This window comes from Salinibaculum sp. SYNS191, assembly GCF_037338445.1.
GTDB classification, from domain to species: Archaea; Halobacteriota; Halobacteria; order Halobacteriales; family Haloarculaceae; genus Salinibaculum; species Salinibaculum marinum.
In genome coordinates this window covers 673,288-698,437 of sequence record NZ_CP147838.1, presented here as the reverse complement: position 1 = coordinate 698,437, position 25,150 = coordinate 673,288, and the positions used below count along the sequence as shown (strand labels likewise).

Sequence of the window (25,150 nt, the reverse complement as noted above, 5' to 3'; positions counted from 1 at the left end):
GCGCCCCCCGTGTTCGACGCGCCACTAGACACCTGGTACGTGTGGCTCGGACTCGGCCTGGTGAGCGTCGCTGTCGCGGGGACCGCCCTCTCCCTGCCGACCGCTGCGCCGCCGAGTCCCGGGCCGGTCGCAGACGCCATCGACGAGGTCGCATCGAGCCCCGGCAGTGCCCGCGCGAGGGTCACGCTCTCTGCGTCCCGCATCCGTCTCGCCCCTCGGGAACTCGCTCTCCGAAGCGATGGCGGTACTGCGCGCGCACGGTTCGCCTTCGGTCCGGTCACGCCCGTCGATAGCGGGCCGCTGGCTCGCGTCCTCCACGGGCGACCACCGGCCAGCGCCTTCCCGTCGAAAACAGCCTTCCGGGACGCGCTCCGGGCGGCCCGACGTGAGTCTCCCCGCTGGCGGCCGGCACCGGACGGACTGACCGCACGGCGCGTTCGCTGGGGGGATGTCGATGCGACGCTCGTCGGGTAGGGGACAGGTCGAGCCGCTGGCCGCCCTGGCGGCCGTCCTGGCCGTCTCGGCGGGCCTGGTCATCTACGCTGATACGCTGGAAGAAGCCGTCACTCCGGCTCCCGAGCGGGAGACGCCGGAGGTGATCCTCGACGGCGTCGAACGGACGCTGGAGGAGGCGGGCGTCGTCGACCCGGCGCGGCTGGAGTCCGCGATGGCAGCGCTCCCCTCCGGCTGGCACGGCAACCTCACACTGCGGGCCGGCGGGAAACAGTGGTCACGAGGCCCGACACCGCCGTCGGATGCCGACCGGGCGACGGCGCGGGTCAGCGTCAGGATAGCTCCGGCGAAGGTGCGCCCCGGCCAGCTACGGGTGGTCGTCTGGCGATGAGAGCAATCAGTACCGTCCTCGACGTGGCCGTCTTCCTCCTGCTGGTCTCGGCCGCCGTCGGAACCGTGGTCTACGCTCCCACTCCGGTTGCGTCCGGCCCCGCTGTCGAGCAGACCGCTGAGGTCCTCGCGACGACCACCGCGACTGTCGAGTACGACCTCCGGCAGGAACAACGGCGGGCTCACGGCACCCTGGCGACGCTGCTCGCGAAGGCGGCGCTCGCCAACACTACCGTCAGTGACGTTCCCGTGACGACTGTTTCGGGTACCTTCGGCAGCGCCGTCCGACGCCGCGTTCGCGCGACGGTCCGGGCACCGAACAGGACACAGGTGACGGCCGTCTGGCGACCGTACAGGGGTGCGCCCGTGGAGGGTCGCGTTGCAGTCGGGAGCCCACCCCCGTCCGCGGTCGACGTCTCCGTCGCAACGCTACAGGTCCCATCGCCGGTGGTGTCGACGGCGGCGAGGTCCGCCGGACCCGCCGGCGGATATCGGGACCTCGCAGGACGGGTCGCTCGCAGGGTGACGGAGACGCTCCTTCCGTCGACGTCACACGGCGCAGCGCTCGGACAGTCCGGTCCACGGGCGGCCGCGGCTGCCAGCAGGTACCGTTCGATGGCGGACGCGCTCGGACTGGACGCGACGCCGTTTTCCCGGGGAGACGTCGCGGGTGCACACAGTTCCATCGCGGGCGCGCTGACGCGGCGACTCGCGACGGATATGCGCACCCGATTCGAGAGCCCCGCCGGTGCCCGGGACGCGCTCCGGACCGGAACGGTGACAATCGCGGTGAGGCGGTGGGAGCCGTGACCGGGGCCCGGATTCCCTTCGCGCTCGTCGGTGTCGTGCTCCTGCTCGGGAGCGCCACCTTCGCCGGGTCGCTGACGGGGCAGCCGGCCACCGGACCCGCTGTCGGAGACGCCCTCGACACGACCGCGGCCGAGACACAGAGTGCTGTCCGCGACGCTGTCACTGCGGCGGCACGGGCAGCAGCGACCGACCCGATAACGGACCCAGCCGGGACGCGCTTCGGCGCGGTCCTGAACACGACGTCGACGTTCCGTGACTCACTGCGGATTCGGGTCTACCTCGCAGTTCGCGACCGCCTCCAGCGTCTCGACGGTGACGAGGGCATCGACGTCACTGCGAGGCTCCCGCCGACGCCGACCCCGGCCGCGCTGCGCGACGCCAAACGCCGGGTCTCCATCTCGCGGGCCGGTCCTCGCAACACCGCACTCAGAGCGACCGTGTCGAACGTGACCCTCACCGCGACCCGGGACGGCCGCGTCGTGGGCACCCGGACGCTCTCGCCGACGGTGACGGTTCCAGTCCCGACGCTCGTCCTCCACGACAGGGTCGACACCTTCGAGCGCCGACTCGATGCCGGTCCCGGCGACCCGGGACTGGGGGCCAGACTGACGGGCCGGCTCTATCCGCTGGTGTGGGCCCGTGGCTACGCCCAGTACGGCGGTACACCCATCGAGAACGTCCTCGCCAACCGACACGTCGGGCTGTTCACGAACGGCGCACTCCTCGCCATGCAGCGCGATTTCTTCGGCCGGAGCGACCGCGTCGGGCAGTCCGTCCTCGGCTGGGCGACTGCGAACACGGCGCTCACCGACGCGATAGACGGCGGGTCCTCCCCCGTCGCAGACCGGCTTTCCCAGGCACACGACGACCTGCAGGGCGATCGACTTCCGTCGGTCGCCGTCGAGCGCGCCCAGTCACGGACGTCGGGTGCGTCGCCACAGGAGGCTGTCACTATCGGAGTCAACGAAACCGCTGACAGGGCCTTTCTCGACACCGTCGCGGGCCTGAACCGAACTCTCAGACAGCCCTACACCGTCGCCGTCCAGCGCCGCTCTCGTGTCCTCTCCAGCGAGACCGTCTCGCTCCGGCAGCCTCGCTCTCCCGGTTCGAACTGGACACTCGTCGGACGCGACGTGACGAACCGGACGGCGGTCGACCCGCTGGAGAGGGACAGCGGGACGGTCGACGGTCCCTGGCACCTCCTCGCGTCTCACTCGCGGTGGGTGAACGTGACGACAACGGTGACGCGACGCTGGCGGACTCCGGACGGACACCGACAGACCGTCGAACGACGGCGCCGGTCGACTGCCGTGGGCATCACGCTGGTCGGCCGGCACGACACGGGCGAGACGCCGGTTCGACCGTTCGGGTCCGTCCACGAACGTGGCGGTCCGCTCGACGGCTCGAACCTCGCCGACGTCCGGTCAGAGGCCCGGCAGGTACTGCTTCCCGGTGGCGCAGACGCGGTTGCGCGCCGTGTCGCGGGGAAGGGTGGGGGGACGGCCTCGGCGACGGTCGTCGGTGACCGACCGGCGACGCTCTCCCGGTGGGTGTACCACGACATCGTGACAGTGCGCGAGCGGGTCCGCAACCTCTCGGTTACGGTCTCTAGAGGCGAACTCGCGACGCTGCAGGCCAATCCCGCCGAACGACTGCTGAAACGGCTGGCAGACCGGCGAGCGGCCTTGCTCGACGTCCCCGACGCCTACGACGGCGTGGCGAGCCGCGCCCGCGTCGCCGCCCGCCGCGCGTACCTGGACCGGGTGCGACGCCGTCTGGAAGTGCGGGCGGCGGGCCACGCCGTCCGACGCTCCCGGGTCGCGGACCAGCTATCCGAGAGTGACGGGGTTTCGCTCGAGACGCTCCAGTCTGGGTACGAGTCACGTGACGGAGCGGCCACAGCGTCGCTCGGGGCGGACGGTGTGCAGATGCGCGTGACCACGTCACCCTCCTATCTGACGCTCGGTGAACTCTCCGGGACGTCGGTCGCAGGCATTCCCGAGGGGACCGCCGAACACCCGCTGGTCGCCCGCAACCGGAACCTGTTCGCCGTTCCGTACGGCGACGCTGCCGACGCCGTGACCGAGGTCCTGTTCGGACCGGACCGCACCCGTCTCCGCACCGCGGCGCAGGTGCTCGACTCGGCGCGCGTGGCGGGGCTGGACGTCGACGAGACGGCCCTCCGTCAGGACGTCGCGGCCGCCAACGACCACCTCCGTTCCGTGGCCGCGGAGACGCTGGAAACGGTCGTGCCGACCCGGCAAACCGAACCGACGGAGGTGCTCGACACGGCGCTCGGCCGCTGGGACGGGCCTGCGACACGGGCGATGGCGCTGTCGAACGGGTCGGCCGCCGCCGCGATAGCGACGGTGGCGACCGAGCGGTGGAAGCTCTCCGCGCGGACGAGCGACAGACTCGCACTCGTGCTGGACCGCGACCTCACCGCGGCTCTGGAGACGAAGGCGGCCCGGCCGCCACAGTCCCCCGTCGAGAAGCACGCCGGGACGCTCCGTCGCCTCGGGCGGTCCAGGGCGAACAAAGCCGTCGGCGACGCCGTGAAACAGGGTGTGAAACGCGGTGCGGAGGCAGTGACCGGCAAGACGCTGAGCCGGCTTCCCGCGGGGCTCCCTCTCGCCCCCGTGCCCCCGGCCTGGTACCTCACGGTCAACTACTGGGAGGTCGAAGTGGCCGGCGAGTACGCCCGGTTCGTCGTGAGTGCGCCGCGGGGAACCCCCGACGAGCCCGGTGCCACGCTCAGGTACGTCAGGGACGGCACGCCGGTCGCGCTGGACGTCGACGACGACGGCGCTGCCGAGCGGCTGGGGGCGGGCACACGTGTCAGTTTCCGGACGCATACGAGCGTCGCGGTCGCAGTCCCTCCGGGCTCCCGCGGAGTCGGGGACGTGGACGGACAGATGACCGAGACGTCGCCGGGGTGGCCGACGCCGGGGCGGGCAGGGTGATCGACAGAGTCCGGTGGCCCTGGCGCGGTTACTTGCCGCGACGCCCCTGCGACCGCCGAAGTGAACTGATTTGTACGCGCCCCGACTAGTAGGCGTATGCTCAGAGGCGAGTTCGAGTCGGCGGGTGAACAGGACGCCGACGCGCTGCGCGCTGCGTACGACGACGTGCTCGTGGCGACGATAGACGCTGTCGGCAGGGAGACAGTCGCCGACCGTTCGGGAGTGGACGCGGAGACGCTCGACGCGCTCGTCGCCGGGGAGTCACCGGACCTCTCGCTCACGGAGGCCGCCGCCATCCTCGCGACGGACGAGGACCGTCCGGACGCGGACACCGTCGCGGTGGAGGCGCGTGACATCCTCCTGATGGGGATGACGACTGCCGTCCTCGACGTCGAGGCGCTCGCGTCGGAGGTCAACGACGCGCTCGAACCGAAGGAGATACAGCAGAAGATAGAGGGCCGGTATCCGATGACGCTCGACGAGTACGCGCGCCTCCACTCGACCATCGAGGCGCGCAAGCGGTGACGATGCGGGTCGCAATCCTCGGCTGTGGCTACGTCGGCCTCGAACTGGGGCGACAACTCGCTCCGGACCACGAGGTGGTCGGCGTTCGACGGTCCGACGCGGGGCTGGCGGCCATCGAGGCGGCGGGCTTCGACGCCGTTCGCGCGGACCTGACGGACCCGTCGACGCTGGCGGCGGTTCCCGACGTCGACGCCGTCGTCTTCGCGGCCAGTTCCGGCGGTCGCGGGGCCGACGCCGCCCGCGAGGTCTACGTCACGGGCCAGGAGGCGGCTATCGACCACTTCTGTGGCCGCGACGACGCGCCCGAGCGGTACTGCTACACGTCGAGCACCGGCGTCTACGGCGACCACGGCGGCGACTGGGTGGACGAGGCGACGCCGCTGGACCCACAGACCGACAAGACCAAAGTGCTCGCGACGGCCGAACGGGTCGCACTCGAGCGTCCGGCGGAACACGGCATCGACGGCACCGTGGCGCGCTTCGCCGGGCTGTACGGCCCCGACCGCTATCGCCTGGAGCGGTACGTCGAGGGACCGGTGACGGAGGGGTACCTGAACATGGTCCACCGGGACGACGCGGCGGGTGCGGTCCGTCACCTGCTCGTCGGCGACCACGCCCGCGGCGAGACGGTGCTCGTGGTCGACGACCAACCGGTCTCGAAGTGGGCGTTCGCCGACTGGCTGGCCGAGCAATGCGGCGTCGAGGCCCCGCCGAAGCGAACGGTCGAGCAGCGACTGGCGGACGACGACCTCTCGGCGGCAGCCAGACGGCGACTCCGGACGAGCAAGCGGTGTTCGAACGACAAACTCCGGTCGCTGGGCTACGACTTTGCCTTCCCGACCTACCGCGAGGGGTACGCCGCGGCCATCGCGGACTATCTGGACAGAACCGACGGCTGAGCGGTGTTTCCGTCCGGTTGTTTTCTTCAGAACCGGAGGGGAACGTATTTTTGTCTCGGCGTCGAGCGGTAGGGTGTAATGTACTGTGCCGACGCTGGCGCCGTGCCACTACAGCTCGATGGCGTCACGTCGTACGTCGGCGACAACCCGCTCGTCGCAGCCGCGATTGCGGTGGCCGTCGTCGTCCTTCTCGTGGTCCTCTTCTTCGGGTTCCGCCGGTTCACCCAGACGGGTGGCCAGCGCTTCGCCCGCCTGCTCGGCCGCCACGACAGGGTGGCCGTCCTCATGCACCCCAACCCCGACCCGGACGCGATGTCGGCCGCCCTCGCCGTGGGGGCCATCGCCGACTACACCGACACCGAGGCCTCGCTCCACTACCCCGGCCAGATTCGACACCAGGAGAACCGCGCCTTCGAGACCGTGCTCGACCTGGATTTCGACCGGGTGGAGTCCTCCGCCGACCTCCCGGACGTCCCGGTCGTCCTCGTCGACCACAACGAGCCCCGCGGATTCTCGGGAGCCGAGGGCGTCGACCCCTTCGCCGTCGTCGACCACCATCCGGGCGGCGGCGAGGGGTCGGCCTTCACCGACGTCCGGACGGACAACGGCGCCTGCGCCAGCATCTTCGCGGAGTACTTCGAGGAGATGGGACTGAAGCCTATCGACCCGGAGGAACTGGCGACGGTCGAGGACACCGAGGACGTCATCGACCCCCGCGTCGCGACGGGGCTGCTCTACGGCATCCAGTCCGACACGAAGTCGCTGACGAAGGGCTGTTCCTCGGCGGAGTTCGAGGCCTCCGCCTTCCTCTACCCCGGCGTCGACGAGGACAGGCTCGACCGCATCGCCAATCCCGAGGTCGACGCGGAGGTTCTGGACATCAAGGCGACGGCCATCACCAGCCGCGACGTCCGCAACGCCTTCGCGGTCAGCGACGTGGGCACCGTCTCCAACGTCGACGCGATTCCGCAGGCGGCCGACGAACTCCTCCGGCTGGAAGGGGTCACAGCCGTCGTCGTCTTCGGGGACAAGGACGGGACGATACACCTCTCCGGACGCTCGCGCGACGACCGGGTCCACATGGGCAAGTCGCTCCGGGCCGTCGTCGAGGACGTCCCGATGGCCGGCGCTGGCGGTCACGCCCGGATGGGCGGCGGCCAGCTCTCCATCGAACACATGGAGGGTATCGGCCCCAGCCAGGGGCTGTCGCGCGAGGAGTTCACCGACCGGCTGTTCGAGACGCTGGCCGGCGACCGCTGACCCGCGTGCGGCGCTGTTTTCCGTCGGCGAGTCCAACCGGGAGTATGGCAACCCGCGCGGCGACCTGGGACTACAGAGACCGCTTCACCGACGACTTCGCCCGCACCTACTTCCGGGCCTTCGGCGACTGCGTCGTCTCCAGCATCGGAGTGGGAACCTACCTCGGTGACCCGACGGACGCGGCCGACGACGACTACCGCGACGCCATCGTCGCGGCCGTCGAATCCGGCGTCAACGTCGTCGACACGGCCATCAACTACCGGTGCCAGCGCAGCGAGCGCGTCGTCGGGCGGGCGCTCGCCGACGCCGACGTCGACCGCGAGGCCGTCCTCGTCGCGACGAAAGGCGGCTTCGTCCCCTTCGACGGCGAGCGCCCGGAGGACCCGGGCCGGTACATCCGCGAGGAGTTCGTCGACACCGGACTCGTGGCTCCCGCCGACCTGATGCGGGGCCAGCACTGCATCGCCCCGGCGTACATCGACGACCAGCTCGACCGCTCGCTGTCGAACCTGGACCTCGACACCATCGACCTCTACTACGTCCACAACCCCGAGACGCAACTGGCCGAGCGGAGCGTCGACGAGGTATACGACACGCTGGAGGCGACCTTCGAGCGCCTGGAGGAGCGCGCGGCGGCGGGCGACATCCGCCACTACGGCGTGGCGACGTGGGAGGCCTTCCGCGTCCGGCAGGACGACGACCAGTACCTCGCGCTCGGCGAAGTCGTCGAGCGTGCGCGGGCGGCGGCCGACGCGGCGGGCAACGCGGCGACGCACCTCCGGGCGATACAGCTCCCCTTCAACGTCTTCATGGCCGACGCGTTCACCGTCGCGTCACACGACACGCCGGACGGTGCAAAGAGCGCGCTGTGGTTCGCCAACGACGCGGGACTGGACGTCTTCACGAGCGCCAGCATCATGCAGGGGCGGCTCGCGAGCGAGATGCCGGAGGGCGTCGCCGCGGAACTGGAGGGCGAGACTCGGGCCCAGCGTGCCATCAACTTCGCGCGGAGCGCTCCCGGCGTCACCTCGTCGCTCGTTGGGATGGGCTCGCCGACTCACGTCGCGGAGAACGTCGCGGCGGGGACCTACGAACCGCTGGGTGCGGGGGCGTTCGACGCGGTCTTCGAGTGAGTTACCCGACCTGTTTCCACTCGGACCCACACTCCGGGCAGACGCGCAGCTTGCCGACGACGTCCGGGTCGTTCTGCGTCGCGAGCTCCTCGCCGCAGGCGGCACACGCCAGCCGCTCGTAGGTGTCCTTCTCGAGGTCCCCCGACCTGAGTCCCTTTCTGACTGAGTCCATACGAAGCGATATGACACCAACTGGCAAAAGCTCCCCGGCGGGGACCGCCGGGTTTTTCGCCGTTCGAGCCAACTGGTAGTCGATGGAGTACGTCCAGGAGCGTGTCACGACGCTGCACGACTTCCACGGTGCCGACCCGCCGGCACCGACCGAGCGGGCGACAGTCATCGTTCCGATGACCGAACGCGACCACGCCAGCCTGGCCGCCGAGCGCGTCCTGACCGAACTGGAGCGTGTCGACCCCCGCCGGGTCATCGTCGCCCTCCGGGCCGCCGAGGACGAGGTCGGCGCAGTCGTCTCGTGGGTCGACGGGTTCGACCTGACGGCGGAGGTGCTCTGGTGTTCCGCGCCCCGCGTCGAGACGCACCTCCGCGAGCGGGGACTCGACGGCGAGAGCGGGAAAGGGCGCGACGTCTGGCTCGCGCTCGGCGTGGCGGCCGACTCCGAGTACGTCGTCTGTCACGACGCCGACGCGAAGACCTACACCGCCGCCCACGTCAACCGGCTGCTCTTTCCGCTCGCGAACGGCCACGAGTTCTCGAAGGGGTACTACGCCCGCGTCGAGAACGGCCGCCTCTACGGCCGCCTGTTCAGACTGTTCTACGCGCCGCTGGTCCGTGCACTCGCCAGCGCCCACGACGCGCCGGTCGTCCAGTACTTCGACGCGTTCCGGTACGGCCTCGCGGGGGAGTTCGCCGCGACCGGCGACCTCGTCGAGCGCCTGCGCGTCCAGCGGGGCTGGGGTCTGGAGGTCGGGACCCTCGGCGACGCCTTCCAGCACGCCGGCTTCGAGGGGTCGGCCCAGGTCGACCTCGGCCTCCACGAGCACGACCACCGCTCGGTCGGCGGCCCTTCGGGGCTGGGCGACATGTGCCGGGAGGTCGGCGCAGCACTGTTCCAGTCGCTTTCGGACGCCGGCGTCTCGCCGGACTACGGGACGCTGCCGGACCGGTACCGCGAGCACGCCAACCGGCTCGTCGAGCAGTACGCGACCGACGCCGCGTTCAACGGGCTGGAGTACGACGAAGCGGCCGAGCGCGAGCAGGTCGACACCTACGCCGCGGCGGTCAGGGAACCGGCGACCGACCGCAGACTCCCGGCCTGGCGGGAGACGTCGCTGGAGGCCGAGGCCGTCCGCTCGCTCTCCGCGGCGGCCATCGCGGACGCCACCTGACGGGTCCGAACAGCCGGCACGCTAAAGGCGGCGGCGTTCGCGCATCCTCCATGGACCTGACCGCAGACGAACTCGCCGGCGTGGCGGACCTGTTCGGCGGGCTGACACGTGCAGAACTCGGTCGGGGACTGGCCGAACTCGCCTTCAAGAGCGGCGAGGACGTCGACCCGGCGGTCTTCGCCGACGATATCGACGCGGCACTCGCCAGCTATCACCTGGTCGCTGTCGACCCGGACGGGACCGGTGCGGACGTGACGGACCCGTTGCTGGTCCCCGGTCCAGTCGCGTTCCCGGAACTGCCGCCGGGGGCGACCGACCTGCCACACATCATGGACGTGGCCGAGCGTCCCGTCGACAGCGAGGCCGCGGCAGAGGCGGCACAGCGGCGCTTCCAGCGGGAGGCGGCGACGGCCGTCGACGAGGACGACGTGGCCCGCATCGCGTCGCTGCTGGACGTGAGCTACGAACTGGAGGCGTGGGGGTCGGTCGACCTCTCGACGGCGCGCGAACGGCTGGACGACGCGACGGAGTGACAGACAGCGCCGGTCCGCTGCCAGTATCCGACAGTATAACAACCTGCGGCCCATCGTTCAGTGTATGAATCTGGAGGGGATACGGAACTACGAGCCGGCCGTCGTCTCCGACCAGGAGCGGGAGGCCGCCGTCATCGCGCCGGTCGTCGAGCGACCCGGGGACCCCTCTGTGCTGTTCACGAAACGCGCCGACCACCTCCCGGACCACCCCGGGCAGATGAGCTTTCCCGGCGGCGGGCGGGAACCCGAGGACGCCGACCTCAGGGACACGGCGCTGCGCGAGGCCGACGAGGAAATCGGCTTACAGCGTCCGGAGGTCGACTTCGTCGGCCGCCTCGACGACATCAGGACGATAACGGAGTACTCCGTCCGCCCCTTCGTCGCGACCGTTCCGGACCGTCAGTACGAGCCGTCTGACGAGGAGGTCGCCGAGATAGCCGTCCTGTCCCTCGCCGACCTCTGTGACCTCGACAACTACGAGAGCGAGCGCCGGGACCACCCCTACTACGGCGACATCCGCCTGCACTTCTTCTACGTCGACGGCTACACCGTCTGGGGTGCGACGGCGCGGATGCTCGTACAGTTTCTGGAACTCGCCACCGACTGGGTGATGCCGCCGGAGGTCGACCGCGTCGTCGACCCCGACGCGGACTTCCCGGTGTAGTCAGGTCCGGTCGGAGTCCAGGTCGAACTGGTGGTCGAGCGGGTCCTGCAACTCGCCGGTTATCTCCTCGAATGCGTCGGTGGCTGTCACCAGCCCCACTGTCCGGCCCCCGTCGACGACCAGCGCAAGTTCCTGGTTCTCCGACTGGAACTGGTCGATGAGGTCGCTGACGACCGTGTCGGGGCTGACTTCCATCGGCGGCTGCGCGACGCTGTCCACGTCTATCGGGTTCTCCCCGTTTCGGAGCCGGCGCAACAGCAAGGGCGCGTAGACGACGCCATCGAAGGAGTCGTGGTCGCCGTCGACCAGCGGGAACCGCGTGTGGGGGGACTGGCTGATGGTGTCGAGGTTCGTCTCCCAGTCGTCGGTCGAGGAGAGCGCGACGATCTCGTCGCGGCCGACCATTATCTCGTCGACGGTCGTGTCGCCGATTTCGAGGGCGTTCATCACCTCCTCGCGGCGCTCCTCGGGGAGGCCGGCGTTGCTGAGCGTCTCGCCCATCGTCCGCCGGAGTTCACCGCGAGAGCCCGGGTCGGGTTCGTCGCCCTCCGCTTCTGCCTCCGCCCACGAGCGGGTTATCTCGACGCCGAACGCCCCGAGCAGCCCCTTGGCGACGCGGTCGGCCAGGATGATGACCGGGGACATGAGCTTCGTCCACCAGTACAGCAGCGGGCCGCCGTAGCGGGCGACGAACTTCGTGCGCTCGATGCCGAGGTAGGTCGGTGCCTGCTCCCCGACGACGACGTGCAGGAGGTTGATGATGCCCAGCGCGACGACGACCGAGAGCGCGGCGTGCTCGACGCCCGACGGGACGGCACCGACGGCCTGCAGCACGGGGTTCAGGACTGCTGCGACGGCGGGTTCGGCGACGACGCCCAGCCCGACGCTGGAGACCGTGATGCCGAGCTGACAGCCGGAGAGGTATATCTCCAGGCGCTCGGTCATCTCCCAGGCGCGTTCGAGGCCCCCGGTCTGGAACTCCGACCGGGGGAACTGGCGGACGCGGGTCAGGGCGAACTCCGTCGTCACGAAGAAGCCGTTGGCGAGCAGGAGGACGACACCGCCGAGCAGTCGAAGCGCCGTCGTGACTTCACTCATACCGGCCCCGTTTCAGCGGCCGGGCTCTAAAGGTGTCGTCACGCGGAGACCGGGCCCGCAAGCGACAGGACTTTGCGCGCCGGCGCCACAGTGTGGACAACACAGATGACCGCACTCACCGGCGCGACGCTGGCCGAGGCCGGCATCGACGCCGTCGCACTCAAACCGGCCGAGATGGAGGTCGCCCGCGGCACCGAACTCTCCGTCTCGACGCTGACGGTCGACTACGAGGGTCGCGAGCACGTGCCCGACCCGGAGACGCTGCGGGAGATGGCTGCCGACCACGAGGTCCGGGTGACCGCGCCGGTGCGCGCGGACGGGTACGACCCACGGGGTGACGACTCGCTGCTCCGTGCGGTCCCGGACACCGTCGGGCTGGTCGTCGTCGCCGGGAACCCGGCCTATCTGGACTCCCGCGAGACGACGCGTGCAATCGCCCCCCGGCTCGGCGAGGTCGTCAGTCGCGCCGCGGACCCGTGGGTCGGGACCGAGCGCGTCGAGCGCCTCGCGCTGGCCGCCGGCGGCACCCAGTACGAACTGCTCACGGGGGCGACCGAACACGATATCCGGGGGCTGCGTGCGGCAGGCTTCTCGGGCGACGTCGCCGTCTACGCGCCGACGGTCCTCACGGGCAACGAGGACGCCGTGCTCGACGCAATCGGGGCCTACGCCGCCCGGCGGTCTGCCGTCCGGTCGGCACTCCCTACCGGCGCAGCCACGGACAGCACCGCGACCGGTGAAGCACGGGAGATTCTGCTCGACGGCTGCCGGGAGTTCGCGCTGTACGGGAGCGTCGACGAGGTAGCCGCCCGCGTCCAGGCCCTCCGCGAGGCCGGCGTCGACCGCGTCGTCGGCTACCCCGCTCGCGGCCTGGACCCCTTTCTCGACTGATGGCCGGCGACGGCCCCGCGTCCGTCGCAGTCGTCGGCGGTGGCGCGGTCGGACTGACGGCCGCTGTTGAACTGGCCGCCCGCGGGGCTTCGGTGACGCTGTACGAACGCGACGACCTCGGCAGCGGCGCGACCGGCCGCGCAGCGGGGCTCTGCTACGACGCCTACGCCGACCGGGTCGATGCCCGCGTGGCCGCCCGCTCGCTCGCCGCGTTCCGGGACCTGGACCTCCTGATAGAGCGTCCCTACGTCTGGGTCGCGCGGGAGGGCGACGACCACGTCGCCGCGGCGATACGCGAGCAGGTGGCGGCGATGCGCGAGCGCGGCAGGGACGTGGAACTGCTCGCGCCGACGGGGATTGCCGACCGCTTTCCCGCTCTCCGGACCGACCACCTCCAGGTGGGCGCTGTCGCACACAACGCCGGGTACGTCGACACCGACGCGTACGTCGCGGCGATGGCCGAACGCGCCGGGGAATCGGGGGTCGCCGTGGAGACGCACACCGAGGTTGACCTCGCGGACACGCGGACTGTCAGGACACCCGATGGCACGTCCCGCTACGACGCCGTGCTCCTGGCGGCCGGCGCGCACACCGACCGGCTGGCCGCTTCGGCGGACTGCTCGCTCGCGCTCGGCCGGTACCGTGCGCAGGCGCTGGTGACCGAGGCCGTCGACGTCTCGCCGCCGCTGTTGTACGACGCCTCGGAACGCTTCTACGCCAGACCCGAGGGGGACGGCCTGCTCGTCGGCGACGGGGCACACGCCTACGCTGGCGACCCCGACGCGGCCGACCGGAGAGCCGACGACTCCTTCGTCGCGGACTCCCTGGCGCGCGTCGAGACGGCCTTCGGCGTGTCGCCCGCGGCGGTGCGGTCCTGGGCTGGTCTGTGCACCGCGACGCCGGACCGCGACCCGCTGGTCGGGGCTGCCGCGCCCGGGCTGTTCGTCGCAACCGGCTGGCACGGCCACGGCTTCATGCGCGCGCCGGCGCTCGGTCGGACTGTCGCAGAACAGATACTCGGCGGGGAGGGCATCGACCACTTCGACCCCTGCCGGTTCGACGGCGACGAGCGGGTGGACCTCCCCGCCGGAATCGTCGATTAGGCGTCGGTTTCGTCGTCGGCCTCGGCTCCGCTCCCGGCTTCGTCTTCGTCTTCAGCGGCCACTTCGTCTTCCTCCTCGACTGCGACGTCGTCGCTCGCGGTTTCCTCCTTGGGAATCCGTATCTGGAGCGTGCCGTTGCGTTTCAGCGTCGCCGTGGCCGCGTCCGGGTCGACGACGGCGTCGTCCGGGAGCGTCGCGTGTCCGTCCAGCGAGAGCCCGCGGCCGGGGAACCGCATCTCGAAGCCCTCGTGGAAGTCACGGAAGCGGTCCGCACGAACCTCCACCGTGTCGTCCTCGTAGCGGACCTGCACGTCGGCGCCCTCGACGCCGGGCATGTCGAACACGACCAGATAGGCGTCGTCGCTCTCCAGTACGTCCGCCGGTAGCGGTCGCTGTTCCTGCGTCCGTCCGACCGCCCGGCCGACGGACTCGACGACGGTATCGCCGATGGCCTCGCCGAGTTCCCGAATCATAGTTCGACTGCTGCGAGGCTGTCGACGCCACCGCAGTACGGACAGGTGAAGTCCGACGCCCCGACGCCGTCGGGCATGTCGTACGTGTAGTGCAGCTCGAACATGTCGAGTTCGCAGGCGTCGTCCGTGCAGACGACTTCCAGGGTCTCCGGCATGGGTAACGATTGGTGCCCAGGTCTAATCAATGCCCCGACTCGACGCCTGTCGGTGTCCTGCGCGGCGTTCTCCGCCAGGTGGGCGTCCTACGTGACCACGCCCGGTTCGGTTCTCAGCGACCGCCTCTCCCCGGTGGCTCGTCCGGCGGTCCCCGCCCGGGCACGTCTTCCGGCGGCCCCCTTCCAGGGACCCCCTCCGGCGGTCCGGGCTCCTCGTCTCCCCCCGGCCACTGGACGATGCCGTCTTCTTCCTCATCGTCGTCGTCATCGTCATCTTCGTCTTCTTCCTCGTCCTCGTCGTCTTCCTCGTCTTCGTAGTCTTCCTCTCGCTCTCTCTCTACTTCCTCCTCGTCGTCATCGTCGTCGTCATCGTCATCGTCGTCCTCGAACGGGGGGAAGAACTCTATCTCGTCGGACCCGCGGACCGGGGTTCCGTCCTCGGTCTCCGCCCGGAACTCCAGTTCTTCCGTGTCCTTCTCCAGGCCGAGCGCCTGCACCTCGAAGAAGGCCAGCAGGTCCTCGCGCCCGTCCGCGTTCAAATCGACCGTGGCGAGGCGTGTCGGACTCGCGCCGGCGGGACCGAACGCGATGGTCGACGTGTCGACAGTCCGGGCGTCGAACTCGTCGGTCGAGTAGACCGCGACCGGTATCGACACGCGGCTCTCCGGGTTGACGATGGCCTTCTGGAGCGCAGGCCGGACGTTCACTTCCACCTCGTACTCGTCGGGTTTCTCCGGCTCGTCGGGCTCGTCGGGCTTCTCTGGTGTCTCGTCCGGCGTCTCACCCGTGCCGCCCGAGCCGTCCTCACAGGAGCCAGTCCGGAGCCGTATCGGTTCGGACAGCGACAGCGTCAGGCGGTCGGGGTCCGAGGCGTCGCCGGAGAGCAGTTCCCACGTCTCGACTGTCCCGTCGTAGTACTGCCCGAACAGGGCTGCGTCCTCGTTGAACTGCATGTCGACGGTCACGTCGAACTCGCCGGCCAGACCGCGGAGCGCGCCGCCGTCGGTCCGGTCGCCGGTCCAGGTCCAGTCGACCTCCCGTCGACCCTCGTCGCGTCGCCACCTGTCGTAACTGGTCTCGCTCTCGTATCTGTCGTCCTCGACGACCCAGTCGACGGGTTCGGGGAGGCCCGTGATTGTCACGGACGCGGACCCACCGTCACCTCCCTTCTCGTAGGTCCCGTGGACGAAGACCAGGCTCAGCCCCTCGCTCCCGTGGTAGAGGAAGACGAGGCTGCTGTTGGGACGCTGGTAGTCGGTGGTTCCGGCAGAGCTGAATCCTGTCGACTGTCCGTAGTCGTAGAAGGACTCGACTGTCTGTGACCCGTCGCCGAGCGGTTCGATGGTGCGGCAGGTGTCACCCTGCTCTATGACGAACGTGCGCTCGCTCTCACCCTCGGCGGCGACGGCGGACGCGCCGAGGGCGAGCGCGCCGGCACCGAGGGTTCGCAACACGTCGCGGCGTCGAAACTGGAAGGGCTGGTCTGGGGTCATCGTCCCCTCCTCCCCCTCGTATCCACATTGTTATGGGTAACTTATCGGGGAGGGGCCATCCGCACGGTTTTACCCGTCGAGGTCCAATCGCTGTCAACATGACCGACCCGGCGACACTCGACGTGACCATCGTCGACGGCTACGTCGACGAGCCCGCCCACTTCGGCGTGCCCCCCTACGTCTCGACGTATCCGCGGTACGTCGCCGGCGCGCTGGTGGACGCCGGCGTCCCCCGCGAACAGATTGCCTACCACACTATCGACGCCCTACGGGACGACAGAGGGCGCTGGCGCGACGTCGACGAGGCCGACCTGATGGTCTACGTCGGCGGCATGACCGTCCCCGGCAAGTACGTCGGCGGCACGCCCGCCGAACCCGACGAGGTGCGCGAACTCGCATGGACCGCCAGCGGGACGACGCTGATGGGCGGACCCGTCCGCTTCGGCGTCGGCGACGCCAACGAGGGCGCAATCGAGACCCAGCGCGACGACCTGGACTACGACTTCGTGGCGAAAGGCGACGTCGAAGCGGCCGTCTACGACCTCGTCCACGGCGGGATGGAGGGCTTCGGGAACCGGATGCGCGACAACGACGAGATAACCCGGTGGGCCCGAAAGGGCGCGTTCGTCATCGAGCAGCACCCGAACCACCCCGACTACCTCATCTGCGAGATGGAGACGTCCCGCGGGTGTCCCTACCGCTGCTCGTTCTGCACGGAACCCCTGTACGGAGCCGACCCGAGTTTCCGCACGCCCGAGTCCGTGGTCGGCGAGGTGGACGCGCTCTCGAACCACGGCGCGCGACACTTCCGATTGGGCCGGCAGGCCGACATCCTCGCCTACGGCGGCGACGGTGAAGCGCCGAACCCCGACGCGCTGCGGGACCTCTATAGCGGCATCCGCGAGGTGGCTCCCGACCTGGAGACGCTGCACCTCGACAACATGAACCCCATCACCATCGTGAAGTGGCCGGAGAAGTCCCGGGAGGGCATCCGCATCATCGCGGAGCACAACACGCCCGGTGACACCGCCGCCTTCGGCCTGGAGTCCGCGGACCCGCTGGTCCAGGAGGAGAACAATCTCAACGTCTCCGCCGAGGAGTGTCTGCGTGCGGTCCGCATCGTAAACGAGGAGGCCGGGTGGCGGCCGGGAGGTTCGGGTGAATCCCGAACCTCCGGTGGCGCGAGCGGTGGAAACCGCGAGCGCGGCGGAGACCGCGAAACTGCGCCGAATTTCGGCGCGGACGCCCCGAAGCGACTCCCGAAACTGCTCCCCGGCATCAACCTCGTCCACGGATTGAAAGGCGAGCGGGCGGAGACGTTCGACCACAACCGGCAGTTCCTCCAGCGGGTGTACGACGAGGGACTGATGCTCCGCCGGGTCAACATCCGGCAGGTGATGGCCTTCGAGGGGACGGAGATGGCCGAGACGGGCGCACAGCTCGCGCACGACCACAAGAAGCAGTTCAAGCGGTACAAGCGGGAGGTCCGCGAGGAGATAGACAACCCGATGCTCCAGCGTCTCGCGCCGCCTGGCACCGTCCTGGAGGACGTCCACTTGGAGTACCACCAGGACGGCAAGACCTTCGGCCGGCAACTGGGCACCTACCCGCTGCTGGTCGGCGTCCCCGGCGAGCGCGAACTCGGCGCGACCATCGACGTGGCGGTGACCGACCACGGGTACCGCTCGGTGACGGGCGTGCCCCACCCGCTGGACGTCAACAGCGCGTCGCTTTCGGAACTCGCCGCGATTCCGGGGCTCGGCAAGCAACGCGCCGGCAACATCGTGGTCGACCGGCCACTGGAGTCCGTGCCGGACGTCGACGGATTGGCCGACTTCGTGACCGTCGAGTCCCCGTCCGGGGCCGACTAGTTCCAGTTCCAGAAGGTACTTACTCGGCGATGGCGCAGTCAGGCACAATGAGCCGCGCCGTCGAGGTGAGCGTCGTCCTCCCCGCCTACAACGAGCAGGCGACGCTCGCGGAGACGGTGACAATCACGCTGGACACCCTCGCAGAGTTTCTTCCCGAGGGTGCCTACGAGGTCATCGTCGCCGAGGACGGCTGCGAGGACCGCACGCCCGAGATCGCCGACGAACTCGCCGCCGAACACGAGGCCGTCCGTCACATCCACTCCGACGACCGCCTGGGCCGCGGCGGTGCCCTGGAGTACGCCTTCCGCGAAGCCGAGGGCGAGACGCTGGTGTACTTCGACACGGACCTCGCGACGGACATGGCCCACCTGGAGGAACTGGTCGAGAGCGTCCGCACCGAGGGCTACGACGTGGCGACGGGCTCGCGGTGGATGCCCGGCAACGAGGCCGACCGGCCGGCGAAGCGCGGCATTCCGAGCCTGGGCTACAACAAACTCGTCCGCCTGTTCCTCCGGTCGGACCTGCAGGACCACCAGTGCGGGTTCAAGGCCTTCGACCGCGACGCGCTCGTGACCCTGCTGGCGGACGTCGAGGACGAACACTGGTTCTGGGACACGGAACTGCTCGTGCGTGCCCAGCGGGCGGGCTTTCGCGTCCGGGAGTTCCCCGTGAACTGGACGCCCAGGGGCGACTCGAAGGTCGACATCGTCCGGGACGTCTTCGGCATGGGGAGCCAGATACTCCGGACGTGGTGGCAGCTATCGGTCAGCCCGCGCATCACCCGGAAGGTGAGTCTCGGGGCGGGGACGCTGCTGGTCGTCGTCGCGCTGGCGCTGATGACGCTGTATCTCGACCCGTCGTCGGTGCTCGACGCCATCGCGGGCGCGGACCCCGCTATCGTCGTCCTCTCCGCACTCGTCTACCTCCTGTCCTGGCCGTTGCGCGGCGTCCGCTATCGGAACATCCTCTCGCGGCTGGACCACGCGAGCGACGGCTGGTTCCTGACGGGTGCCATCTTCATCAGCCAGACCGGCAACCTCGTGTTTCCGGCGCGCGCGGGCGACGCCGTCCGCGCCTACGTCGTCAAGGCCCGACGCGGCATCCCCTATCCGACGGGCTTCGCGTCGCTGGCAATCGAGCGCGTGTTCGACCTGCTCGCTATCACCGTCCTGGCGGGCAGCGTCCTGATCGGTCTCGTCGCCACCGGCGGCACCGACGACCTCGCGGCGGCCATCGCGGCCGACATCGGGACCGTCACGATCGGCGGCAGCGCAGTCGACCCGGCAGCGGCCGCACGGACCGCACTCCAGGTCGCGGCGGGCGTCGGCGCGGCGGCCATCCTCGCCGTCGCCGTCATCGTCGTCAACGCCCGGCGGGAGGGTAACCTCGTCCGCAGGGGCGTCGGGGCGCTCAGTTCCGACTCCTACGCCGACTACGTCGCCGGCGTCATCGAGCAGTTCGTCGGTGACATCCAGACGGTGGTCGGCGACCGCAACAGTTTCCTCGGCGTCGGCGGCGGGAGCCTCCTCATCTGGACGCTCGACGTCGCCACGGCGCTGGTCGTCTTCGCCGCGTTCGGCGTCGACGTCACGCTCTCGCTGGTGGCCGTGGCCTTCTTCGCGGTGAGCGTCGGCAACCTGGCGAAGGTGTTGCCGCTCTCGCCCGGCGGCATCGGCCTCTACGAGGGGGCTTTCACGCTCATCGTGGTCGGGCTGACGGCCGCGCCGGAACTGACGGCGACGACGGCCCTCGCCATCTCCATCGTCGACCACGCCGTCAAGAACGTGGTGACCATCGTCGGCGGCGTCGTCTCGATGGCCTGGCTCAACGTCTCGCTGACGACTGCGGTCGAGCGGACCAGCGACGTCGAAGCCGAGGCAGACCCCCAGGACTGACTGTCGTGTCCGAGACTGTGACAGAACCACATATATGAATCCTTCAGCATTAATCACGGATATTGCCGCCTCACGCCGTGTGACGGTCTCTCGCGATTCAGATTACAAAAAACTTAAATAGGTTTCGAACTAACGCGTAGTCACTACTCAATTCCCGGGAATTTTCAGGATTCTCCTGCCCGGCGAGCACCCGCCTTCACAATGAGCGATTCAAACACACGAACACGAACGCGAGCGAGCGAACAGACGGAGGAACAGTCGGAAGGTCTGGCCTGTCCCGAGTGCGGCGGCGCCGTCATCGCAGACGACGAGCACGGCGAGACGGTCTGTCAGTCCTGTGGGCTGGTCGTCGAGGAAGACTCCGTAGACCGCGGCCCGGAGTGGCGCGCTTTCGACTCCAAGGAGAAAGACGAGAAGTCCCGCGTCGGTGCGCCGACGACGAACATGATGCACGACAAGGGGCTGTCGACCAACATCGACTGGCGCGACAAGGACGCCTACGGCAACGCCCTCGGTGCCAAGCAGCGAAAGAAGATGCAGCGCCTGCGCAAGTGGAACGAGCGCTTCCGTACCCGCGACTCCAAGGAGCGCAACCTCAAGCAGGCCCTCGGTGAAATCGACCGCATGGCCTCCGCGCTCGGCCTCCCGGAGAACGTCCGCGAGACAGCCAGCGTCATCTACCGCCGCGCGCTCGACGAGGACCTGCTGCCCGGCCGGTCCATCGAGGGCGTCTCGACGGCGTCGGTCTACGCGGCCGCCCGCCAGGCCGGCGTCCCGCGCTCGCTCGACGAGATTACGGACGTCTCCCGCGTCGAGAAGAGCGAAATCGCACGGACCTACCGCTACGTCGTCCGCGAACTCGGTCTCGAAGTCCAGCCCGCCGACCCCGAGAGCTACGTCCCCCGATTCGCCTCCTCTCTCGACCTCTCGGAGGAGTCCGAGCGCCGCGCCCGCCAGCTCCTCCAGAACGCCAAGGAGAAGGGCGTCCACTCCGGCAAGTCCCCGGTCGGCCTCGCGGCAGCCGCCGTCTACGCCGCGGCACTCCTGACCAACGAGAAGACGACCCAGGCCGCAGTCAGCGAGGTGGCCGACATCTCCGAGGTCACCATCCGCAACCGCTACCACGAACTGCTCGAAGCCGAGCAGGACCTCCCGGTCGCGTAACCCGGCTCGCTTCTCTCCGCCGGCGAATCCCGACAGATACCTTTTAGTCCCGACTGTCGAACGTGGGCGCATGGACTTCGACTCCTTCGTCCTCGCGGCGTCGACGGCCGACCTCGCCGAGGAACCGGCCGCGCGGGAACACGCCGACGCCGTGGAGTTCCGCATGGACCTCGCCAGCGACCCGCTGGCGTCGCTGCGGGGATACGCGGGCGCGCTCCCGGTGCTCGCGACGAACCGCGTCGAGTGGGAGGGCGGCGAGACGCCGGACACGCCGGAGCGACTCGCTGCGCTCGAGAAGGCGCTCGAAACGCCCCTGGTGGAGGCCATCGACGTCGAGCTCCGGGCGATCCGGGAGGGGAACGCGGGCCGCGTCGTCGAGCACGCCCGCCACCAGGGCGTGGCCGTGGTCGTCTCCGTCCACGACTTCGAGGGGACGCCCACCCCCGAACGGATGCGGGACCTGCTCGCGGCGGCCTGCGACCACGGCGACGTGGGAAAACTGGCCGTGACGGCCGAGTCCCCGGACGACGTGCTCGATTTGCTCACTGTCACGCGGGCGGCGACCCGCAGCGGGGACAGGGTGGCGACGATGGCGATGGGCGAACCGGGTCGTCACAGCCGCGCCGTCGCGCCGCTGTACGGCTCGCGAATCGGGTACGCCCCGGTCGACCCCGCGGCGGCGACGGCACCCGGACAGTACGACCTCGCGACGCTCGCGGACCTCGTCGAACGGCTCCAGTCGGGGTGAGGGCGTCTCCCGGAACATTAAACACCCTGTGAGCGCGGACCGTTAACGTGTGAGTGACACCACACCGCGCGGACGGACGGGTCGGAAGCGACCCTGGTTGGCGGCCCTGCTGGCGGTTCTGTACCCCGGTCTGGGCCACATCTACCTGCGCAAGTGGGGGCGCGCGCTGTTGTGGTTCGTGGTCATCATTACGGCCAGCACGTTCCTCATCCCGCCGGACGCCGTTCCCTCGACGCTGTCGCTTGACGCGCTCGTCGACGCCGGGCAGGCGGTCCCGCTACCGGTCAGCCTCGCCATCCTGACGCTGACGTTCCTGAGCATGGCCGACGCGTACTGGCTCGCCCGGCGGACGGCGGAGGATGTCCAGACGGGGACACAGGGACCGGCCACGACGACCACCGACTCGGAGACACAGACCTGCCCGAACTGCGGGAAGGAACTCGACGACGACCTCGACTTCTGTCACTGGTGTACGACGGAACTGCAGACGAGCGCGGAGGACTAGCCGGTCACTTCTCGATGATGCTCTCCTCGACGGCCTCGCCGAAGTGGCGAGCGGTGTCCTCGTAGTAGACGAGAATCTCGTCGCCGGCTTCCAGGTCGGTGACGGCCTTGCGGCCCCCGGCGCGGGTGTTGACCTTGATAGTCTCCGCGTTCTGCAGCAGCGTCTCGATGCGGTCGGTCTCGCCGTCCTCGGCCGTGACTTCGGCCTCGATGCGGAACATCGGCCGTTTCTCTATCTTCGCCCGGCCGACGATAGCCTCGCGGGTGTTGCCCGCGGTGTCGACGACCTGGACCTCGGTGCCGCTGCCGACCTCCGAGAGGTACTTCGTCTCGCCGCCTGGCGTGCGGACGTAGGCGTGGACAGCGCCAGCGTTGACGCGGAACGGGCGAGAGGCGACGTAGGGCGACTCGGCGGTTTCGGCGTGGACGAAGAAGAGGCCGCGGGACATCGAGCCGACGAGCATGCCCTCGTCGTGGTCCATCATCTTGCTGGTGTCGATGCAGACGCGGTCCGCCGAGCCGGTCTGCTCGACGTCGGTGACCTCGGCGTAGGTCAGTTCGAGTTGCTCGCGGGCCATGTCGTCGCGGACCTCGACGGTCTCGCGTATCTCGTCGGGGCTGTCCGTGTCGAGCAGGACGGCGTCCGCGCCGAGTTCGAGCGTCTCGTAGGCGGTGCGGGCCTCCTCGGCGGTCTGGACGCCGGCGACGAGCGTGGTCTCCTCGCCGATGCGGGCGATGAGGTTCTCCAGCGGGATTATCTGCCAGTCCTCGCCGATGACGATTGTGTAGTCGGACTCGGCAGCGACGGCCTCGGCGAAGGCCTCGTAGTCCTCATCGCGGATGCGGACGTACCCGCCCTTCTCTCCGTTGGTGTCGCCGCGGAGCGCCGACAGGTCCGCGGAGCCGGAGAAGTCGCTGGGCAGGGAGACGGTGCCGTCGCCCTCGCCGTGTTTGCCGACGATGGTCGCGTCGGCCTCGGTTCCCTCGTCTTCGGCTTCGAGGACGTGGACGTCGTCGCCGGCGAAGGCGGCGACGTTGACCTCGCCGAGTTCGCGGACGCGCTCGACGTCGTCCTCGTCGACGAGCACCCAGTCGACCCCCGCCTCCAGCCCGGCGGTGATGCGACGCTTCCGGTCCTCCCAGTCGCCAACCTCGTCGTCTGCTTTCAGCCAGACGGAGCGTGTCATGTGGGTACGCTCGTAGTGGGGTGGCTTGAACGTGGCGGATGTCTCCGGTCGGCGGCGTACGGCCGGAGCGCTACAGGTGGCCGTCGATGGCCTCGGCGACGACGGGGTCGGTGCTCCGGTAGTCGTTCCCCAGCGCGTAGCTGTCCAGGTCGGCACGCAGTGTCGACGGGAGTTCGACGGTGACCAGCACGTGTTCCTCGTCGGTGGTCGAGTCCATATCCGAGTCCATTCGCCTCACCGACATAAGCGTGGTGTCGATGTCCGACGGCTGGCTGACGCCGGGAGGATTATTCGCCAGCCGACACTACTGGAAAGTGTGACACAGATACCCCCGGACGCCCGCGACCTGGTGGACCGTCCGACGTTCGCTCACTTCGCGACGATGCTGCCCAACGGGATGCCCCACGTGACGCCGACGTGGGTCGACGCCGACGACGACTACGAGCACGTCCTGGTCAACACCGCCCGGACGCGCCGGAAAGAGCGCAACGTCCGCAAGAACCCCCACGTGGGGATGTCCATCATCGACCCCGACGACCCCTACCGGTACCTCTCGCTGTGGGGGTCGGTCGTCGAACTGACCGAGGACGGTGCGCGCGAGCACATCGACGAACTGGCCGGCCAGTACATGGGCGTCGACCGGTACCCGAACTACGACAGCGACCCCGGCGAGCGGGTCATCGTCCGCATCCGCCCCGAGCACGTCACGACCAACGGGTGAGGCGGTCGGGGCGGTCCCGTCCGTGACTCAAACGGCTATTTGCGCCTACAATACGGTCATTATAGTCTACGGTGTAGGGACTGGTAGTTGCCAGGCTATCCATGAGTACGATTTTCCCGCTACGCGAGAAGGTGAGCCTCGACGACGGACGCGAGCCGCGGCTGGTCGACCTCGACGACGACGTCGCAGACGAGGTGTTCAAGGCGCTGTCGTCGGGCACCACGCGCAGAATCTTCGCCAGCCTGCACGACACGCCACAGACGGCCTCCGACCTCGCGGACGTGACCGACACGTCCGTCCAGAACACGCAGTACCACCTGCAGAAACTGGTCGAGGCGGACCTCGTGGAGGTCGTCGACACGTGGTACTCCGAGCGCGGGACCGAGATGAAGGTGTACGCGCCGACCGACGAGTCGCTGGTCCTCTACGCGGGCAACGACAAGCAGGGATCGCTGCGCGCGCTGCTCAAGCGCGTGGTCGGTCTCGTCGCCCTGCTCCTGCCGGCCTCCGCCGCCGTCGCCTGGCTCGCCCGCCAGTTCGACGGCCAGCCCGGTGGTGGAACGGAGGTCGTCCCCCGGGACTCCGGTGCGGTCCCGGCCCCGGGGACGGAGACCGACGCCGGCGGCGCGGGTATCTACTCCGCCGATGGCGGCGAGGCCGTCACCAACACGTCTGCGAACCCGATGGACACCGCCGACGCCGCCGTCGACGCGGCAGCAAGCCTGGACCCTGCCGTCGCCGCCGGCGCGGCCTTTTTCCTCGGCGGCGCGTTCGTCCTGACCCTCGTCTGGCTCCGCTACTGGCGGTCCTGACACGCCCGGCCCCGCACGCCGACAGAGAATCACTTTCGCTGTTGATAACTTCCAGCAAT

General features: G+C 69.5%; 27 protein-coding genes. 20 read left to right on the top strand and 7 right to left on the bottom strand.

What is annotated here, in order from left to right; translation table 11 throughout:
* Positions 1-9 precede the first annotated feature (9 nt).
* The 8 genes from WDJ57_RS03720 (at position 10) to WDJ57_RS03685 (ending at position 8,433) form a co-directional block, all read left to right on the top strand.
* Positions 10-474: a DUF7283 family protein gene (locus tag WDJ57_RS03720; protein WP_338904038.1), complete on the top strand. Its 465-nt coding sequence runs from the start codon at positions 10-12 to the stop codon at positions 472-474.
* On the top strand, positions 455-844 hold the full coding sequence (locus WDJ57_RS03715; protein ID WP_338904037.1) for a DUF7285 family protein: 390 nt from the start codon (positions 455-457) through the stop codon (positions 842-844). Before WDJ57_RS03720 ends, WDJ57_RS03715 begins: the two co-directional genes overlap by 20 nt.
* A complete protein-coding gene (locus WDJ57_RS03710; protein ID WP_338904035.1) occupies positions 841-1,653 on the top strand; it encodes a DUF7284 family protein in 813 nt (270 codons plus the stop codon). The genes WDJ57_RS03715 and WDJ57_RS03710 overlap by 4 nt, the downstream gene beginning before the upstream one ends.
* Positions 1,641-4,616 carry a DUF7286 family protein gene (locus WDJ57_RS03705; RefSeq protein ID WP_338904033.1) on the top strand — a complete coding sequence of 992 codons (2,976 nt, stop codon included), beginning with the start codon at positions 1,641-1,643 and terminating at the stop codon, positions 4,614-4,616. Before WDJ57_RS03710 ends, WDJ57_RS03705 begins: the two co-directional genes overlap by 13 nt.
* Positions 4,617-4,712: 96 nt before the next feature.
* On the top strand, positions 4,713-5,141 hold the full coding sequence (locus WDJ57_RS03700; RefSeq protein ID WP_338904031.1) for a DUF5791 family protein: 429 nt from the start codon (positions 4,713-4,715) through the stop codon (positions 5,139-5,141).
* A 2-nt stretch (positions 5,142-5,143) separates the two neighbouring features.
* Positions 5,144-6,040: an SDR family oxidoreductase gene (locus WDJ57_RS03695; RefSeq protein WP_338906247.1), complete on the top strand. Its 897-nt coding sequence runs from the start codon at positions 5,144-5,146 to the stop codon at positions 6,038-6,040.
* A 78-nt stretch (positions 6,041-6,118) separates the two neighbouring features.
* Positions 6,119-7,300 (top strand): DHH family phosphoesterase, encoded by a 1,182-nt coding sequence (locus tag WDJ57_RS03690; protein ID WP_338904030.1) that lies wholly within the window; start codon positions 6,119-6,121, stop codon positions 7,298-7,300.
* 44 nt (positions 7,301-7,344) lie between these two features.
* Positions 7,345-8,433 (top strand): aldo/keto reductase, encoded by a 1,089-nt coding sequence (locus WDJ57_RS03685; RefSeq protein ID WP_338904029.1) that lies wholly within the window; start codon positions 7,345-7,347, stop codon positions 8,431-8,433.
* Between the two features lies 1 nt (position 8,434).
* On the opposite strand, the gene WDJ57_RS03680 is transcribed toward WDJ57_RS03685, so the two are convergent.
* Positions 8,435-8,605: an HVO_0758 family zinc finger protein gene (locus WDJ57_RS03680; RefSeq protein ID WP_338904027.1), complete on the bottom strand. Its 171-nt coding sequence runs from the start codon at positions 8,603-8,605 to the stop codon at positions 8,435-8,437.
* Between the two features lie 82 nt (positions 8,606-8,687).
* On the opposite strand from WDJ57_RS03680, the gene WDJ57_RS03675 reads away from it, so the two are divergent.
* The 3 genes from WDJ57_RS03675 to WDJ57_RS03665 all read left to right on the top strand — a co-directional run bounded on the left by WDJ57_RS03675 (position 8,688) and on the right by WDJ57_RS03665 (position 10,976).
* Positions 8,688-9,779 (top strand): glycosyl transferase family 2, encoded by a 1,092-nt coding sequence (locus tag WDJ57_RS03675; RefSeq protein ID WP_338904025.1) that lies wholly within the window; start codon positions 8,688-8,690, stop codon positions 9,777-9,779.
* Between the two features lie 50 nt (positions 9,780-9,829).
* The gene (locus tag WDJ57_RS03670) at positions 9,830-10,312 is read left to right on the top strand and encodes a DUF7109 family protein (protein WP_338904023.1); all 483 of its coding nucleotides are present in this window, start codon (positions 9,830-9,832) and stop codon (positions 10,310-10,312) included.
* 64 nt (positions 10,313-10,376) lie between these two features.
* Positions 10,377-10,976, top strand: a complete 600-nt coding sequence (locus WDJ57_RS03665) for an NUDIX hydrolase (protein ID WP_338904021.1) — start codon at positions 10,377-10,379, stop codon at positions 10,974-10,976.
* Here the strand turns inward: WDJ57_RS03665 and WDJ57_RS03660 are convergent, their stop codons facing one another.
* On the bottom strand, positions 10,977-12,074 hold the full coding sequence (locus WDJ57_RS03660; RefSeq protein WP_338904019.1) for a hemolysin family protein: 1,098 nt from the start codon (positions 12,072-12,074) through the stop codon (positions 10,977-10,979). It abuts the gene before it with no gap.
* A gap of 105 nt (positions 12,075-12,179) precedes the next feature.
* Here WDJ57_RS03660 and WDJ57_RS03655 point away from each other — a divergent pair, with 105 nt between their 5' ends.
* Both WDJ57_RS03655 and WDJ57_RS03650 read left to right on the top strand, forming a co-directional pair.
* On the top strand, positions 12,180-12,965 hold the full coding sequence (locus WDJ57_RS03655; protein ID WP_338904017.1) for a DUF7388 family protein: 786 nt from the start codon (positions 12,180-12,182) through the stop codon (positions 12,963-12,965).
* Positions 12,965-14,068 (top strand): NAD(P)/FAD-dependent oxidoreductase, encoded by a 1,104-nt coding sequence (locus WDJ57_RS03650; protein ID WP_338904015.1) that lies wholly within the window; start codon positions 12,965-12,967, stop codon positions 14,066-14,068. The genes WDJ57_RS03655 and WDJ57_RS03650 overlap by 1 nt, the downstream gene beginning before the upstream one ends.
* On the opposite strand, the gene WDJ57_RS03645 is transcribed toward WDJ57_RS03650, so the two are convergent.
* From WDJ57_RS03645 to WDJ57_RS03635, 3 genes are all read right to left on the bottom strand, one after another.
* Positions 14,065-14,541 (bottom strand): Hsp20/alpha crystallin family protein, encoded by a 477-nt coding sequence (locus WDJ57_RS03645; RefSeq protein WP_338904013.1) that lies wholly within the window; start codon positions 14,539-14,541, stop codon positions 14,065-14,067. The two genes, WDJ57_RS03650 and WDJ57_RS03645, sit on opposite strands and share 4 nt — an antisense overlap.
* On the bottom strand, positions 14,538-14,696 hold the full coding sequence (locus WDJ57_RS03640) for a DUF7559 family protein (protein ID WP_338904011.1): 159 nt from the start codon (positions 14,694-14,696) through the stop codon (positions 14,538-14,540). The genes WDJ57_RS03645 and WDJ57_RS03640 overlap by 4 nt, the downstream gene beginning before the upstream one ends.
* A gap of 113 nt (positions 14,697-14,809) precedes the next feature.
* Positions 14,810-16,189 (bottom strand): hypothetical protein, encoded by a 1,380-nt coding sequence (locus tag WDJ57_RS03635; RefSeq protein WP_338904009.1) that lies wholly within the window; start codon positions 16,187-16,189, stop codon positions 14,810-14,812.
* Positions 16,190-16,287: 98 nt separating this feature from the next.
* On the opposite strand from WDJ57_RS03635, the gene WDJ57_RS03630 reads away from it, so the two are divergent.
* The 5 genes from WDJ57_RS03630 to WDJ57_RS03610 all read left to right on the top strand — a co-directional run bounded on the left by WDJ57_RS03630 (position 16,288) and on the right by WDJ57_RS03610 (position 22,372).
* Positions 16,288-18,060 carry a radical SAM protein gene (locus WDJ57_RS03630; RefSeq protein WP_338904007.1) on the top strand — a complete coding sequence of 591 codons (1,773 nt, stop codon included), beginning with the start codon at positions 16,288-16,290 and terminating at the stop codon, positions 18,058-18,060.
* 47 nt (positions 18,061-18,107) lie between these two features.
* Complete coding sequence (locus WDJ57_RS03625; protein ID WP_338904005.1) at positions 18,108-19,955, top strand: flippase-like domain-containing protein; 1,848 nt, start codon at positions 18,108-18,110, stop codon at positions 19,953-19,955.
* Between the two features lie 201 nt (positions 19,956-20,156).
* Entirely contained in the window at positions 20,157-21,119 is a 963-nt protein-coding gene (locus tag WDJ57_RS03620; RefSeq protein ID WP_338904003.1) for a transcription initiation factor IIB, read from the top strand.
* A gap of 70 nt (positions 21,120-21,189) precedes the next feature.
* Positions 21,190-21,867 (top strand): type I 3-dehydroquinate dehydratase, encoded by a 678-nt coding sequence (locus WDJ57_RS03615; RefSeq protein ID WP_338904001.1) that lies wholly within the window; start codon positions 21,190-21,192, stop codon positions 21,865-21,867.
* A 49-nt stretch (positions 21,868-21,916) separates the two neighbouring features.
* A complete protein-coding gene (locus tag WDJ57_RS03610; RefSeq protein ID WP_338903999.1) occupies positions 21,917-22,372 on the top strand; it encodes a zinc ribbon domain-containing protein in 456 nt (151 codons plus the stop codon).
* Positions 22,373-22,376: 4 nt separating this feature from the next.
* Here the strand turns inward: WDJ57_RS03610 and WDJ57_RS03605 are convergent, their stop codons facing one another.
* A complete protein-coding gene (locus WDJ57_RS03605) occupies positions 22,377-23,558 on the bottom strand; it encodes a 3-dehydroquinate synthase II (RefSeq protein ID WP_338903997.1) in 1,182 nt (393 codons plus the stop codon).
* A gap of 70 nt (positions 23,559-23,628) precedes the next feature.
* On the bottom strand, positions 23,629-23,775 hold the full coding sequence (locus tag WDJ57_RS03600; protein ID WP_338903995.1) for a hypothetical protein: 147 nt from the start codon (positions 23,773-23,775) through the stop codon (positions 23,629-23,631).
* A 99-nt stretch (positions 23,776-23,874) separates the two neighbouring features.
* Here WDJ57_RS03600 and WDJ57_RS03595 point away from each other — a divergent pair, with 99 nt between their 5' ends.
* Together WDJ57_RS03595 and WDJ57_RS03590 are read left to right on the top strand one after the other, a co-directional pair.
* Complete coding sequence (locus WDJ57_RS03595; protein WP_338903993.1) at positions 23,875-24,279, top strand: PPOX class F420-dependent oxidoreductase; 405 nt, start codon at positions 23,875-23,877, stop codon at positions 24,277-24,279.
* Between the two features lie 101 nt (positions 24,280-24,380).
* A complete protein-coding gene (locus tag WDJ57_RS03590; RefSeq protein ID WP_338903991.1) occupies positions 24,381-25,091 on the top strand; it encodes an ArsR/SmtB family transcription factor in 711 nt (236 codons plus the stop codon).
* Positions 25,092-25,150 lie beyond the last annotated feature (59 nt).

Bases quoted from the DNA above. Each gene is read 5' to 3' on its own strand.
- WDJ57_RS03620 (WP_338904003.1), top strand. From the start codon at position 20,157: ATGAGCGATTCAAACACACGAACACGAACGCGAGCGAGCGAACAGACG.
- WDJ57_RS03660 (WP_338904019.1), bottom strand. From the start codon at position 12,074: ATGAGTGAAGTCACGACGGCGCTTCGACTGCTCGGCGGTGTCGTCCTC.
- WDJ57_RS03645 (WP_338904013.1), bottom strand. From the start codon at position 14,541: ATGATTCGGGAACTCGGCGAGGCCATCGGCGATACCGTCGTCGAGTCC.
- WDJ57_RS03700 (WP_338904031.1), top strand. From the start codon at position 4,713: ATGCTCAGAGGCGAGTTCGAGTCGGCGGGTGAACAGGACGCCGACGCG.
- WDJ57_RS03680 (WP_338904027.1), bottom strand. From the start codon at position 8,605: ATGGACTCAGTCAGAAAGGGACTCAGGTCGGGGGACCTCGAGAAGGAC.
- WDJ57_RS03670 (WP_338904023.1), top strand. From the start codon at position 9,830: ATGGACCTGACCGCAGACGAACTCGCCGGCGTGGCGGACCTGTTCGGC.
- WDJ57_RS03675 (WP_338904025.1), top strand. From the start codon at position 8,688: ATGGAGTACGTCCAGGAGCGTGTCACGACGCTGCACGACTTCCACGGT.
- WDJ57_RS03600 (WP_338903995.1), bottom strand. From the start codon at position 23,775: ATGGACTCGACCACCGACGAGGAACACGTGCTGGTCACCGTCGAACTC.
- WDJ57_RS03590 (WP_338903991.1), top strand. From the start codon at position 24,381: ATGAGTACGATTTTCCCGCTACGCGAGAAGGTGAGCCTCGACGACGGA.
- WDJ57_RS03630 (WP_338904007.1), top strand. From the start codon at position 16,288: ATGACCGACCCGGCGACACTCGACGTGACCATCGTCGACGGCTACGTC.
- WDJ57_RS03690 (WP_338904030.1), top strand. From the start codon at position 6,119: ATGTACTGTGCCGACGCTGGCGCCGTGCCACTACAGCTCGATGGCGTC.
- WDJ57_RS03685 (WP_338904029.1), top strand. From the start codon at position 7,345: ATGGCAACCCGCGCGGCGACCTGGGACTACAGAGACCGCTTCACCGAC.
- WDJ57_RS03650 (WP_338904015.1), top strand. From the start codon at position 12,965: ATGGCCGGCGACGGCCCCGCGTCCGTCGCAGTCGTCGGCGGTGGCGCG.
- WDJ57_RS03695 (WP_338906247.1), top strand. From the start codon at position 5,144: ATGCGGGTCGCAATCCTCGGCTGTGGCTACGTCGGCCTCGAACTGGGG.
- WDJ57_RS03635 (WP_338904009.1), bottom strand. From the start codon at position 16,189: ATGACCCCAGACCAGCCCTTCCAGTTTCGACGCCGCGACGTGTTGCGA.
- WDJ57_RS03640 (WP_338904011.1), bottom strand. From the start codon at position 14,696: ATGCCGGAGACCCTGGAAGTCGTCTGCACGGACGACGCCTGCGAACTC.
- WDJ57_RS03665 (WP_338904021.1), top strand. From the start codon at position 10,377: ATGAATCTGGAGGGGATACGGAACTACGAGCCGGCCGTCGTCTCCGAC.
- WDJ57_RS03710 (WP_338904035.1), top strand. From the start codon at position 841: ATGAGAGCAATCAGTACCGTCCTCGACGTGGCCGTCTTCCTCCTGCTG.
- WDJ57_RS03625 (WP_338904005.1), top strand. From the start codon at position 18,108: ATGAGCCGCGCCGTCGAGGTGAGCGTCGTCCTCCCCGCCTACAACGAG.
- WDJ57_RS03715 (WP_338904037.1), top strand. From the start codon at position 455: ATGCGACGCTCGTCGGGTAGGGGACAGGTCGAGCCGCTGGCCGCCCTG.
- WDJ57_RS03655 (WP_338904017.1), top strand. From the start codon at position 12,180: ATGACCGCACTCACCGGCGCGACGCTGGCCGAGGCCGGCATCGACGCC.
- WDJ57_RS03615 (WP_338904001.1), top strand. From the start codon at position 21,190: ATGGACTTCGACTCCTTCGTCCTCGCGGCGTCGACGGCCGACCTCGCC.
- WDJ57_RS03605 (WP_338903997.1), bottom strand. From the start codon at position 23,558: ATGACACGCTCCGTCTGGCTGAAAGCAGACGACGAGGTTGGCGACTGG.